Genomic DNA, 13,283 nt, shown 5'->3' with positions numbered 1-13,283 from the left:
CGATCTGACGCTCAATGATAGCCTTCACCCCCGGAAACCTTGCCACGGAAAACAAAGTAGCTCCAGGCGGTGTACATCAAAATGACCGGGATAATCAGCAGGGTCCCCACCAGCATAAACCGTTGACTGGCAGGCGGTGCTGCCGCCTCCCACAGCGTGATATGCGGTGGGATAATATGCGGCCATAAGCTGATGCCCAGCCCACTGAAGCCGAGGAAAATCAAACCCAGCGTCAGAATAAAGGGGCGCGCATGGCTGTTCATCTCTGCGCTCAGTCGCCAAATCCACAGGCTCAATACCAGCACAAGAATGGGCACCGGGACAAACCAGAAGAAATTGGGCAGGGTAAACCACCGTTCGGCGATAGCGGGCCAGCCGAGCGGCGTCCAGACGCTCACCACCGCAATAACCCCCAACAGGGCGAGGAGGACTTTACGGGTCAGGACGCGCATTCGCGCTTGCAGCGAACCCTCGCTTTTCATAATCAGCCAACTGGTGCCGAGCAGCAGATAGGCGACGATCAGGCCGACGCCGCAAAAGAGGTTGAAGGGGGTGAGCCAGTCCAGTGCTGAGCCGGCAAAACGGCGTTCTGTCACCGCAAAGCCGTTAATCACCGCGCCCACCACAATGCCCTGGCTGAATGTCGCGAGCAGCGAACCGCCGGCAAAGGCGTAATCCCAGAATGGTCGGTGGGAAGGTGTCGCCTTAAAGCGAAACTCAAAGGCCACACCACGAAAAATCAGGCCGATGAGCATCATTGTCAGCGGAATCGCCAGTGCGTCGGTGATCACTGCATAGGCCAGCGGGAACGCGCCAAAGAGGCCCGCGCCGCCGAGCACCAGCCAGGTCTCATTACCGTCCCAGACGGGTGCCACGCTGTTTACCATTACGTCACGCTCACCAGCGTCGTGAACCACGCTGAACAACATCCCAATACCCAGATCGAAACCATCCATCACGATGTACATCAGCGTGGCAAAGATAATGATGACAAACCACATTACGGTGATATCGATACCCATTACGCCTTCTCCTCTTCATCCGTCACCGGTTCTGCCGCCGAGAGGGGGCGAGCCGGGGTGCCATCCGTTTGTGACGTCAGTTCACTGACAGGTTGCGGACCTTTGCGAATGAGCCTGAAAATGTAGTAATAACCCACGCCAAAAACAGCACAGTAGACGATGATAAAGACCAGCAAGCTGATGACCATTTGCATCGTGCTGTGTAATGACACCGCATCGCGGGTGCGTAAGAATCCGTAGATCACCCACGGTTGACGTCCTGCTTCCGTCGTGACCCAACCCGCCAACAGCGCCAGTAGTCCGGCAGGGCCCATTCCCAGCGCAAACCACAGGAACGGGCGAGACTGATACAGGCGCTGGCGCCAGCGCAGCCAGACGCTACAGAGACCCAGCGCAATCATGAGTAAACCTATGCCTACCATGATACGAAACGACCAGAAGACAACAGGGGAGTTAGGGCGATCTTCTTTGGGATAATCCTTCAGCGCAGGAACCTGTTTATCCAGACTGTGGGTCAGGATTAAACTACCCAGCGCCGGGATCTCCAGACCGTATTTTGTGCGCTCCTCTTCCATGTCCGGCATCCCAAACAGCAAGAGCGGTGTAGCCTCGCCGGGCGCGTTTTCCCAGTGGCCTTCGATAGCGGCAATTTTTACCGGCTGATGCTCAAGGGTATTGAGACCGTGCATATCGCCGACCACCGCCTGAATCGGCGCGACGATTAACGCCATCCACATCGCCATGGAAAACATTTTGCGGATGGCCGGCGTGTCGTTGCCGCGAAGTAAATGCCAGGCGGCAGAGGCTCCCACAAACATCGCGCTACTCAGGAAGGCGGCGATCGACATATGGAACAGACGATACGGAAAGGAGGGGTTGAAAATGATCGCCATCCAGTCCTGCGGGATCACATGACCGTTTTCAATGCTGAAACCTTGCGGCGTCTGCATCCAGCTGTTTGACGCGAGGATCCAGAAAGTGGACATCAGCGTTCCCAGTGCCACCATGCAGGTGGTGAAAAAATGCAGCGCTGGAGAAACTCTGTTCCAGCCAAACAGCATCACGCCCAGAAAACCCGCCTCCAGGAAGAAGGCGGTGAGCACTTCGTAAAGCAGCAGTGGGCCGGTAATACTGCCGGCAAACTGGGAAAAGCCGCTCCAGTTTGTGCCGAACTGGTAGGCCATCACCAGACCGGAAACGACGCCCATGCCAAAATTGACGGCAAAGATTTTTAGCCAGAAGTTGTAAAGCGAACGCCAGAGGTTGTTGTGCGTGCGCAGCCACATTCCTTCCAGTACCACCAGATAGCTGGCCAGCCCAATGGTAATCGCCGGGAAAAGAATGTGAAAAGAGACAGTGAAGGCGAACTGAAAACGGGCCAGATGAAAAGCATCAAGTTCAGGCACGGTATGCTACCCCATGACAAAGCGCTGCCATAAGCAGAGCGCAACAAAACTGTTTTTTCTTACCAACCAATAACCTCGGGCGCGGTTATCGTTTCTCCGCACTTCTATTGATATTACCGACCGCCAGGTCAGTTAATTTCAAATCGGTTTCTTTTTCTTCTTCAAGCGTTTGCGCCAGAAGTTTTACCGCGGCGGGATAGCCCAACTGTTCGGCGAGGGTTGCCAGCGTGCCGTAACTGGCAATTTCATAGTGCTCAACTTTTTGGGCGGCCGCAATTAATGCAGCATCGCGAACTTCATTTTTTTCTGTACTTTCGATGACCTCATTGGCTTCTTCAATTAAGCCTTCCATCGCTACGCATTTCATGCGTTTAATCTTAATCTTCGGTTCCTGTTCGATTATCTGGTCTATACGCGCAATTTGCCCTTGAGTTTCTTCCAGGTGCGCATTAAACGCGGCGCTGAGTTTTTCGTCAGAGGCCGCGCGGGCCAGTTTCGCCAGACCACGGGTTAATTGTTTTTCCGCGCTATAGGTGTCTGAAAGTAAATAGATGAAAACATCCTCGAGCGTTTTCATATTCATAACATCCTCTCCCGGTTCAGAAAAAATAACTGCGAGTCTACAGACAGACCCGCAGGACACTTTATTTATTAAAGGCTAAAGCAGTCTTACAATCAGGAGTTATCAGACTTACGTCCACAACTATGGCTGTTCTGACCGCCTTTTTTTCCTGCCTCGGATGCACGCTGCGGATCGTTTTTGAAGTTCCCGCCGCTGTGCTGACCGCCTTTTTTACCCGCTTCAGATGCTTTATCACGGTCTTCTGCGAAATTACCGGAACCACCACGATGCTCTGCCATATCTCACCTCTTGTATATCGGTTATGTCAGTCAGATACAAAAATGTAATTTGTATCCGTCGTTGTTCAGGGCTTAAAGTTAGCGGCTATCCGCGAGGAGTCAAATTTCCACAAAAAATCAGAAAAAATTGACGGGTTACTTTTCAATATATTATCGAAAACACCCGCCTCGCTTATTTTATGGGGGTTTTGTAAATGTTGGTATGTAACTGTCTGAGCGCAGGGCGATTAAAAAAATAGTCTTCAGAATAAAACAGTATTCATTAAGAGGCGGCGTTTGAATGACCGAAAATTAATCACTCAGACGGCTTTGAGAACCTTCTCGCCAATTTTGTTCTACGCTTAAAAGTCCGTAGGAAAAATAACGAGAGGTAAACGCATGGCTGACCAGAATAATCAAAAGCAGATCACCAATAAAACGCATTCTGAGCATTTTCCGGCTCCGCCATTTCCGCACCAAAAACAACCTTTTCCAGGACTTGCCAGTAAAATGCAGCCCCGTCCCGATCATGGCGAAGAGAGCTATCAAGGGAGCGGCAGGCTTAACGGCAAGAAAGTCTTAATCACCGGGGGCGATTCCGGTATTGGTCGCGCGGTGGCGATTGCTTATGCGCGGGAAGGTGCCGATGTGGCAATTAATTATTTACCTGATGAAGAAGAAGATGCCCGTGAAGTGGTTGAACTGATTAAAAAAGCAGGCAGGAACGTGGCCGCGATTCCGGGTGATATCCGCGATGAAACCTTCTGCCAGACGCTGGTTAACCAGGCGGTAGATGCGTTAGGCGGGCTGGATATCCTGGTGAATAACGCGGGGCGCCAGCAATTCTGTGAGTCAATTGACGATCTCACTACCGAAGCGTTTGATGCCACGTTCAAGACCAATGTTTACGCGACATTCTGGATTACGAAGGCTGCACTTCGTCATCTCTCATCGGGCAGTGTGATCATTAACACCACCTCAGTCCAGGCGTACGAACCGAGCGATATCCTGTTGGATTATGCGCAAACCAAAGCGGCGATCGCCGTCTTCACCAAATCGCTGGCGAAACAACTGGCGCCGAAGGGGATTCGGGTTAACGCCGTCGCGCCGGGTCCCTACTGGACGGTGTTGCAGTGCTGCGGAGGTCAGCCACAGGAAAAAATCGAGAAATTTGGCGCGCAGTCCCCGCTTGGTCGACCCGGTCAACCGGCGGAGATCGCACCGCTGTATGTCACGCTGGCGGCACCAGAGAACAGCTACACGTCCGGTCAGGTCTGGTGTTCAGACGGTGGCACCGGGACCTTATAAAGCGCGGTTTGCCAGCCAACAGGAGAAATGTGAATGAAAGCACTCACTTATCATGGCCCGCATCACGTTAGCGTTGATTCTGTGCCCGATCCGGGCCTTGAGGCGCCGGACGATATTATTCTTCGCGTGACCGCCACCGCCATTTGCGGATCGGATTTGCATCTTTACCGCGGCAAAATCCCTGGTACGCATCATGGCGATATTTTTGGTCATGAGTTTATGGGCGAAGTGGTGGAGACCGGTCCGGAGGTGACGGCAGTCAGTAAAGGCGATCGGGTGGTGATACCTTTTGTCATCGCCTGTGGTGAGTGCTTTTTCTGTCATCTGCATCAATATGCCGCCTGCGAAAATACCAACAGCGGTAAAGGTGCAGCCCTGAACCGTAAAAACATCACGCCGCCCGCCGCGCTGTTTGGCTACAGCGATCTCTACGGCGGGATCCCTGGCGGGCAGGCAGAATTTGTCCGCGTCCCGAAGGCGAATGCCGGCCCCTTCAAAGTGCCGGATACATTGCCGGATGAAAAGGTGCTTTTTCTGTCAGATATTTTGCCAACAGCGTGGCAAGCGGTGAAGAATGCCGACATCAGGCAGGGTTCAAGCGTGGCTATCTTTGGCGCGGGCCCGGTGGGTTTACTCTGCGCCGCCTGTGCCCGGCTGAACGGTGCGGAGCATATTTTTATCATTGATCATAACGACTACCGGCTCGAGTTTGCGCATCAGCGTTACGGCGCGATCCCGATTAATTTTGATAAAAACGACGATCCGGCAGAATGGATCATTGATAACACGCCCGGACATCGCGGTGTGGATGCGGTGATTGATGCTGTCGGTTTTGAGGCGAAGGGCAGTCTGACAGAAACCGTGCTGAGCACGTTGAAAATTGAAGGCAGCAGCGGTAAAGCGCTCCGGCAATGTATCGCCGCTGTGCGCCGTGGTGGGATCGTCAGCGTCCCTGGCGTGTATGCCGGTTTTATTCATGGATTCATGTTTGGTGATGCCTTTGACAAAGGACTGACCTTCAAAATGGGTCAGACCCACGTGCATGCTTATCTGCCGGATCTGCTTAGTCTCATTGAACAGGGGCTACTGACACCGGAAGAAATCGTGACTCACCATATGCCACTCGAAGAGGCCGCGCGGGGTTACGAAATATTTGAAAAGCGTGAAGAGGCGTGTCGAAAAGTGATTCTGGTGCCTGGTCTGACGCAAGAAAAGGCCACCGTCTGAGGCGTGGATTGATCAGCAACACCGGTTATGGCACAACGAAAAGCCCGCAGCGATGTGCGGGCTGAAAATGTTAGCGTACGACCAGAACGGAACACTCTGCATGGCGTACCACGGCAGCGGCGTTCGACCCTAACAGATAGGTGGTAATGTCCGGACGGTGGGATGCGATAATCACCATATCCGCAGGCAGTGTTTTCGCCATTTCCAGAATCTTATCTTTTGGCGAGCCTTCAACGACATGGATCTGCACTCTGTCCGACGGGATAGTGAACTTCTTGATAATCTCTTCCAGTTGAGATTTCGCTTCGGCTTTCAGATCGTCCATGGCAGGCAACTCCGCAGAGTAGGCCAGGCCCAGTGCAGAATAGTAAGGCAGAGACGGAATGACGGTCAGGAAATGAACCTGAGCATCGTCAATTTTCGCCTCGGCTTCGACATGATTAATCACACGTTGAGTTAATTCTGAGTCTGAAATATCGATAGGTACAAGAATTGTTCTGTTCATTAAACCTCCTGTTTGAGTATCCCTATAAAGTGTAACGTCTTATCACCGATTCAGTACAATGACAAAGATCACAATTCAACATTATTTGCTTTTGATTTCCGGGTACTTTCCCTTAATAACCCCGTCATAAAATCGGCCTTTTGAGACCACAGAAAGAAAATTTCGGTATATATGCGCAGGAACTCCGCGATATTGCAGAACACCGGTCTGGTAGAAACGAATTTCAAGCGTAGAGGATTTCTCGTCATAGCCGACGGAGGCAATTCGTGATGATTTTACAGGCTGATGGTTCATGGCGGCATCCTCGACGGCAGGTCATACCATGAATATATCATTTAACTTACTGGGATTTTAGTCTTCGTGATATCGCATTTTGTTATAGGCAAAACGAATGGGTTATGACGGTGAGGGAAAGGGCAGAAGCCCGCCGTTACCAGCGGGCAGAAGGGCTTAGAACTGATAGACCATACCGAGTGCGACGACGTCATCGGTATTAATATTGTTACGAGAATAGAAGTTGTCGTCGTTATCCAGCAGGTTGATTTTATAATCAACATAGGTGGACATGTTTTTGTTGAAGTAGTAAGTCGCGCCAACATCCGCGTATTTCACCAGATCTTTGCTGTCGTCATTGCCCTGACCGGTCAGATCTTTACCTTTTGACATCAGGAAGGACACCGCCGGACGCAGACCGAAGTCGAACTGGTATTGCGCCGTCACTTCAAAGTTCTGGGTTTTGTTTGCTACGCCGTCATCACCGTACGGGGTCATGTTACGGGTTTCAGAGTACATGGTAGCCAGATAAATGTTGTTAGCGTCATATTTCAGACCCGCTGTCCAGGCATCTGCCTTATCGCCACCCGCGACGCGGCCACCCGCATTGACTTGCTCGTTGGTACGGTCGGAGGTGGTGTAGGCTGCACCGAAGCTAACGCCCATTCCGAAGTCATAGGTCGACGAGATACCGAAACCGTCGCCGTTGGAGTTCTGGACAGTACGATCGCCGCCGTTGCCAGTACCTTCCTGCTCATTGGTGATTTGATCTTCGTTGGCACCCTGATACTGCAGTGCGAAGTTCAGACCGTTAACCAGACCGAAGAAGTCCGTGTTACGGTAAGTGGCAACACCGTTGGTGCGACCTACCATAAAGTTATCGGAATAGGTGTAGGAGTCGCCGCCGAATTCAGGCAGCATATCGGTCCAGCCTTCCACGTCATACATCACGCCGTAGTTACGACCGTAGTCGAATGAACCGTATTCACCAAATTTCAGGCCAGCAAAAGCAAGACGCGTGAAGCTGTTGCCGTGGTCGCCTTCGGTGGTGTTGGCGTTAACCTGATATTCCCACTGACCGTAACCGGTCAGTTGATCATTAATTTGTGTTTCACCTTTAAAGCCCATACGAACATAAGTTTGATCGCCATCACTGTTGGCATTATCAGAGAAATAATGCAGACCATCAACTTTGCCATAAAGATCTAATTTGTTGCCGTCTTTATTATAAACTTCAGCAGCATGTGCTGCGCCTGCTGCTAACAGGGCAGGGATGACAAGGGCCAGTACTTTTCTTTTCATCGCAGTAATCCTTTAGTTTTATATTTAGCTTTCACTCCCTCTGTTGGGGAGTAAAAACATGCTAAAGGAGAAGTTCCGTAAAGAGATAAGTATCAATTGTTACGTCTTAAGTGAAACCTTAAATAAATAATTCCATCGAAATGACAATAATTGGTGTGAATATAATTGCATAAAGCATATAAAATAAAAATTATACAAAATAAATCCAGTGCGATATTCTTCGTTCGTTATATGCCTTTATTGTCACATACTGCTTTTTTGTTGGTCCAATGCAACGCGTACTGATTTGCCGACAAAGAAATTGACAAGCCCGAACAGATGTTCGGGCTTTTTTTTTGGCCGACGCGAACCCCCCGATCAGTCAGTACTGGTCTTCTCCGCTTTACCGGCCAGTTGCGCCAGGAAGTCATAGCGTTTTTGCAGATCGGCCGCGGCGTCCTTCCATAACTGCTCTGCCACTTCTGGTTGCTGCGCATTCAGGCGACGGAAACGCTGCTCGTTGAGTAATGTCTCTGCCAGCGCATCTGACGGCGGGCGAGAGTCCAGCGCCAGCGGCAATTTGCCCTCATCCGCACGACGTGGGTCAAAGCGGTAGAGTGGCCAGAAGCCGGTCGCCGTCAACTGACGCATCTGATCGTGACTCAGTGCGAGGTCATAGCCGTGTTCTTCACACGGGCTGTAGGCGATGATCAGCGACGGACCAGGATACGCTTCCGCTTCCTGAATCGCCTTCACGGTCTGGTTGAGTTGCGCCCCGAGCGAAATCTGTGCGACATAGACATGACCGTACATCATCATGCTGACGCCCAGATCTTTACGCGCCTTCCGTTTGCCGTGCTCACCAAATTTCGTTACCGCGCCAAGCGGTGTGGCTTTCGAGGCCTGACCGCCCGTGTTGGAGTAGCACTGCGTATCCAGCACCAGAATATTGACGTTTTCAGTCAGGCTCATTACATGATCCAGCCCGCCGAAGCCAATATCGTAGGCCCAGCCATCGCCGCCGATCAGCCAGATGGATTTTTCAACCAGCGCATCGGCGTCGGTGAGCAGTTCACGTGCGCCATCGACATCCTTCAGATGCTGACGCAGCGCGGCAACTTGCTCACGACGAACGTCAGGGGTCGCATCGGTATGTAATGCGTCGTTCAGTTCAGCCGGGATCTGGTCGGCAAACTGTTCGAGCAGACGCAGCACGCGTAAGCGATGCTGATCGACCGTCAGACGAAAGCCCAGACCGAACTCTGCGTTATCCTCAAACAGCGAGTTTGCCCATGCGGGACCGCGCCCATTGGCATCGGTTGTGTACGGTGTGGAAGGCAGGTTCCCACCGTAAATTGACGAACACCCCGTGGCGTTGGCAATCAGCATTCTGTCGCCATAGAGTTGGGTCAGTAACTTGATATACGGCGTTTCGCCACAGCCGGAACAGGCACCGGAATATTCAAACAGTGGCGTAATCAACTGAGAGGTACGAATATCAATGCGTTCGAGTTTATTGCGGTCAATTTCCGGCAGACTGAGGAAAAAGTCATAATTCACTTTCTCTTCTTCGACGTGCTCAAGGCGCGACATCATATTGATGGCCTTGATTTCCGGATTCTGACGGTCTTTCGCCGGGCACACTTCCACACACAGATTACAGCCGGTGCAGTCTTCCGGCGCGACCTGCAGAACGTATTTCTGTCCGCGCATATCGCGTGATTTCACATCCAGCGAATGCAGGCTGGCGGGAGCATTCTCCATTGCTTCCGGCGAAACCACTTTGGCACGAATAGCCGAGTGCGGGCAGGCCGCAACGCAGTGGTTACACTGAGTGCAAAGCTCCTCTTTCCAGATGGGGATCGCTTCGGCGATGTTGCGTTTCTCCCAGCGGGTGGTACCCATAGGCCAGGTGCCGTCGGGCGGTAGCGCAGAGACGGGAAGGGCATCGCCGAGCCCCGCGAGCATTGCCGCGGTCACCGTCTTCACAAAATCAGGCGCGGCGTCAGACACCACCGGAGGACGGTGGGCGCTGTGCGGATCAACCGCCTGCAGCGGCACTTCAGCAACAGACTCGCGCGCCAGCGCCAGTGCCTGCCAGTTGCGTTCCACCAGGTCCTGACCTTTGCTGCTGTAACTTTTAGCGATTGCCCCCTGAAGTTCAGCCAGCGCGCTATCGCCCGGCAGAATTTGAGTCAGATGAAAAAACGCCATCTGCATGACGGTGTTAATCCGCGCCGCCAGGCCACATTCACGGGCGATTTTCGCCGCATTAATGACGTAGAAACGCGCTTTCTTCTGGTTCAGTACCGCCTGCACTTCCTGTGGCAAGCGTGACCAGACCTCATCTGCGGGATACGGCGTATTCAGCAGGAAAATACCACCAGGCTTCAGTCGTTCAGCCATCTGGTATTTATCGATAAACTGCAGCTGGTGACAGCCGACAAAATCGGCCTGTGAGATCAGGTAAGCAGAGCGGATCGGCTGTTCACTCACGCGCAGGTGAGACACCGTCAGACCGCCTGCCTTTTTGGAGTCATACACGAAGTAGCCCTGGGCATACCACGGCGTTGAATTACCGATGATCTTGATGTTGTTCTTGGTCGCCGAAACGCTGCCGTCACTGCCGAGACCGTAAAATAGTGCTTCCAGCTTCGCCGTCGTCGGCAAGGTGTTATCAGGCAGTGGCAACGACAGGTTGGTGACATCATCGTAGATACCAACGGTGAAGCGCGGTTTGGGTTTTGCCTGGCACAGTTCATTAAAGACCGCGAGCACGCAGTCCGGGCCAAACTCTTTTGACGAGAGACCATAACGGCCGCCAATCATGCGCGGCAACGTTTCACGCTCACCGCCGTTGAATGCTTCCGCCAGCGCGGTCATCACATCGAGATACAGGGGTTCGGCCTGGGCACCCGGTTCTTTGGTGCGATCGAGCACGGCAACCGCGCGGACGGATTCAGGCAAGGCCCGCAGCAGATGTTTAGCTGAGAAGGGGCGGAACAGGCGGACTTTCAGCACCCCGACTTTCTCGCCGCGCGTCAGCAGTTCGTCAACCACTTCTTCGCTGGTGCCGATAGCAGAACCCATCAGAATGATGACCCGTTCGGCCTGCGGATGACCGTAATATTCGAACGGCTGATACTGACGACCGGTTGCGGCAGCGAAATCATTCATCGCCTGTTCGACATGATCGTATACCGCGTCATACCACGGGTTGGTCGCCTCGCGGGACTGGAAATACGTATCGGGATTCGCTGAGGTGCCGCGGATCACCGGGTGCTCTGGGTTGAGCGCCCGGGCGCGATGTGCATCAATTTCAGCCTGCGGCATCAGGCCGCGAATCGTGTCATCTGCCAGCGGGATGATTTTGTTGATTTCATGCGAAGTGCGGAAACCATCAAAGAAGTGAATAAAGGGAACCCGGCTTTTCAGGGTCGCGATTTGCGAGATCAGCGCGAAGTCCTGCGCCTCCTGTACGCTTGCGGCGCACAGCATGGCGCAGCCGGTCTGGCGGACCGCCATGACGTCTGAATGATCGCCAAAAATCGACAACGCGTGGGTTGCCACGGTACGGGCGGCGACATGCAGTACAAAGGGGGTTAATTGTCCCGCCAGTTTGTACAGCGTGGGGATCATCAGCAGTAACCCCTGTGAAGAGGTAAAGGAGGTGGCAAGCGCGCCGGTTTGCAGCGCACCGTGAACGGTCGCTATTGCACCGCCTTCCGACTGCATTTCGACGACGCGCGGCGTATCTCCCCAGATGTTTTTCAGCCCGTTGCCTGCCCAGGCGTCAGCCTGTTCAGCCATCGTTGAACTGGGCGTAATGGGGTAGATGGCGATAACTTCACTGGTACGAAACGCCACCGAAGCGACTGCACCATTACCGTCAATAGTAATCATATGACACCCTTACATTGCGCAAAAAAGAGGGACGCAGGAAACCACTTAGCGTCCTGATAGTTATTTCTCTAGTATAGGACTTTCCTGTATTCCCTAGAAGTTGTGCCACTTTCGAGTGCACAAATTGACACAAAGCTCGCAAAAACAATGACAATTTTATTGCCCGGTAGGTAACACCGGGTTGTATATTTAATTGTGCTTTTTTGTTATGAGTTGGTTATTGCCTGCGAGGCAGGCGATATTAAAAACATATTGTCCAAAAGTGGAGTGAGATTTTCTTTAAGGATTTCCTTAATGAATTTATTATCCTCGCCATTATCGTCATGATGTGAATTTCTTAATAAGACTTTTTAAGTTCGGTGTCAGGCCGCCCGCGCCTATACTGAGCGCAATTCAGGACGGGAAGAGCCTGTAAACCTTTGCGTTATTGAAGGTCGATACTCTTGTTATCGTGAATAGACGTTAAAACAAAAATAACTCTTTTATTTATCATTATTGATAACTTTTTTCGTGCGCCAAAAGTATGGATGTGTTCAGGTATTTAATTGTTTTGATTAGGTTATGTTACGAATTTTATTACTTACTTTACTTATTTCCGCCTCATCGTCGTCATTTGCCTTTGTGAAAATTCAGACCAAAAACTGGGGAGCCAATACCTTTTCGCCACTCTCTTATTCTGAAGGGCACTTTTCACAAGCGCCTGTTCAGAATAAGAAAGCGCAGCTTAAGCATCGCATTATGAGTGAATTTGCGCAGTGGAGAGGAACCGATTACCGCTGGGGAGGTGACAGTCGCAATGGTATTGATTGTTCGGCGTTCACGCGCAGAATTATTGCCTCGGTTATCCATAGACGCTTGCCGCGTACCGCGCAGGAGCAAAGTCGTATGGGGCAGAAAGTCAGTCAGCGTGAGCTGAAAGTCGGCGATCTGGTGTTTTTTAAGACGGAGCCGAACGTGCATCACGTTGGCGTTTATATCGGCAATGACTCCTTTATACATGCCTCCAGCTCGCAAGGCGTGACAATGTCACATTTGTCGAATCAGTACTGGCAGGCGCACTATTTGACCGCTCGCCGGGTGAGCGCATAACGACAGAACAGGCCTATGGGATCCCAATCCAGGGGAAAAAGCGCAATAAAATGCGGCGAGGCCGCATAATTGCGCGTTTTGACTCTCGACGCGACGGATTCGGATGCCTATTATTAGTGCGGCTTGTTTACGCTTACAGAATATGAGGGGAGTCAAATGCGCGCAGCGTTTTGGGTAGGATGTGCCGCGTTATTGTTGTCGGCTTGCAGCAGTGACAATGAACCTGTTCAGCAGGCGACAGCAGCGCATGTCGCACCGGGTTTAAAAGCATCGATGACCAGTTCCGGTGAGGCAAATTGCGCCATGATAGGCGGTTCACTTTCCGTTGCCCGTCAGTTAGACGGTTCGGCAATTGGTATGTGCGCGCTTCCCAACGGCAAACGTTGCAGTGAACAATCCCTCGCCGCGGGAAGCTGTGGTAGCTATTAA

At 52.1% G+C, this 13,283-nt stretch carries 12 protein-coding genes; 4 read left to right on the top strand and 8 right to left on the bottom strand.

What is annotated here, in order from left to right; all coding sequences use genetic code 11:
• Window positions 1–11: 11 nt before the first annotated feature.
• The 4 genes from cydB to AOY24_RS04420 all read right to left on the bottom strand — a co-directional run bounded on the left by cydB (window position 12) and on the right by AOY24_RS04420 (window position 3,289).
• Window positions 12–1,022 carry a cytochrome d ubiquinol oxidase subunit II gene (gene cydB, locus AOY24_RS04435; RefSeq protein WP_043000594.1) on the bottom strand — a complete coding sequence of 337 codons (1,011 nt, stop codon included), beginning with the start codon at window positions 1,020–1,022 and terminating at the stop codon, window positions 12–14.
• Complete coding sequence (locus AOY24_RS04430; RefSeq protein WP_044257789.1) at window positions 1,022–2,428, bottom strand: cytochrome ubiquinol oxidase subunit I; 1,407 nt, start codon at window positions 2,426–2,428, stop codon at window positions 1,022–1,024. Before AOY24_RS04430 ends, cydB begins: the two co-directional genes overlap by 1 nt.
• Window positions 2,429–2,513: 85 nt before the next feature.
• Window positions 2,514–3,011, bottom strand: coding sequence for a ferritin-like domain-containing protein (locus AOY24_RS04425; protein WP_054176223.1), 498 nt, complete (start codon window positions 3,009–3,011; stop codon window positions 2,514–2,516).
• A gap of 92 nt (window positions 3,012–3,103) precedes the next feature.
• Complete coding sequence (locus AOY24_RS04420; RefSeq protein WP_054176222.1) at window positions 3,104–3,289, bottom strand: general stress protein; 186 nt, start codon at window positions 3,287–3,289, stop codon at window positions 3,104–3,106.
• 378 nt (window positions 3,290–3,667) lie between these two features.
• Here AOY24_RS04420 and AOY24_RS04415 point away from each other — a divergent pair, with 378 nt between their 5' ends.
• Window positions 3,668–4,576 (top strand): SDR family oxidoreductase, encoded by a 909-nt coding sequence (locus AOY24_RS04415; protein WP_043000598.1) that lies wholly within the window; start codon window positions 3,668–3,670, stop codon window positions 4,574–4,576.
• A 33-nt stretch (window positions 4,577–4,609) separates the two neighbouring features.
• Window positions 4,610–5,803 carry a zinc-dependent alcohol dehydrogenase gene (locus AOY24_RS04410; protein WP_054176221.1) on the top strand — a complete coding sequence of 398 codons (1,194 nt, stop codon included), beginning with the start codon at window positions 4,610–4,612 and terminating at the stop codon, window positions 5,801–5,803.
• 70 nt (window positions 5,804–5,873) lie between these two features.
• On the opposite strand, the gene uspF is transcribed toward AOY24_RS04410, so the two are convergent.
• From uspF to nifJ, 4 genes are all read right to left on the bottom strand, one after another.
• Window positions 5,874–6,308, bottom strand: coding sequence for a universal stress protein UspF (gene uspF / locus AOY24_RS04405; protein ID WP_043000600.1), 435 nt, complete (start codon window positions 6,306–6,308; stop codon window positions 5,874–5,876).
• Between the two features lie 81 nt (window positions 6,309–6,389).
• Window positions 6,390–6,602 carry a KTSC domain-containing protein gene (locus AOY24_RS04400; protein WP_043000601.1) on the bottom strand — a complete coding sequence of 71 codons (213 nt, stop codon included), beginning with the start codon at window positions 6,600–6,602 and terminating at the stop codon, window positions 6,390–6,392.
• 156 nt (window positions 6,603–6,758) lie between these two features.
• Window positions 6,759–7,883 carry a porin OmpC gene (gene ompC / locus AOY24_RS04395; RefSeq protein WP_043000602.1) on the bottom strand — a complete coding sequence of 375 codons (1,125 nt, stop codon included), beginning with the start codon at window positions 7,881–7,883 and terminating at the stop codon, window positions 6,759–6,761.
• Between the two features lie 357 nt (window positions 7,884–8,240).
• Window positions 8,241–11,765: a pyruvate:ferredoxin (flavodoxin) oxidoreductase gene (gene nifJ, locus AOY24_RS04390; protein ID WP_054176220.1), complete on the bottom strand. Its 3,525-nt coding sequence runs from the start codon at window positions 11,763–11,765 to the stop codon at window positions 8,241–8,243.
• A 738-nt stretch (window positions 11,766–12,503) separates the two neighbouring features.
• Between nifJ and AOY24_RS04385 the strand changes: the two genes are divergently transcribed.
• Both AOY24_RS04385 and AOY24_RS23495 read left to right on the top strand, forming a co-directional pair.
• Entirely contained in the window at window positions 12,504–12,854 is a 351-nt protein-coding gene (locus AOY24_RS04385) for a C40 family peptidase (RefSeq protein WP_141227535.1), read from the top strand.
• A 156-nt stretch (window positions 12,855–13,010) separates the two neighbouring features.
• The gene (locus AOY24_RS23495; protein WP_043000605.1) at window positions 13,011–13,283 is read left to right on the top strand and encodes a DUF333 domain-containing protein; all 273 of its coding nucleotides are present in this window, start codon (window positions 13,011–13,013) and stop codon (window positions 13,281–13,283) included.

This window comes from Citrobacter sp. CtB7.12 (genome assembly GCF_001297795.1).
Lineage (GTDB): Bacteria > Pseudomonadota > Gammaproteobacteria > Enterobacterales > Enterobacteriaceae > Citrobacter_A > Citrobacter_A amalonaticus.
The sequence above is the reverse complement of the archived record's forward strand: the minus strand, read 5'-3'. Positions and strand labels throughout refer to the sequence as shown.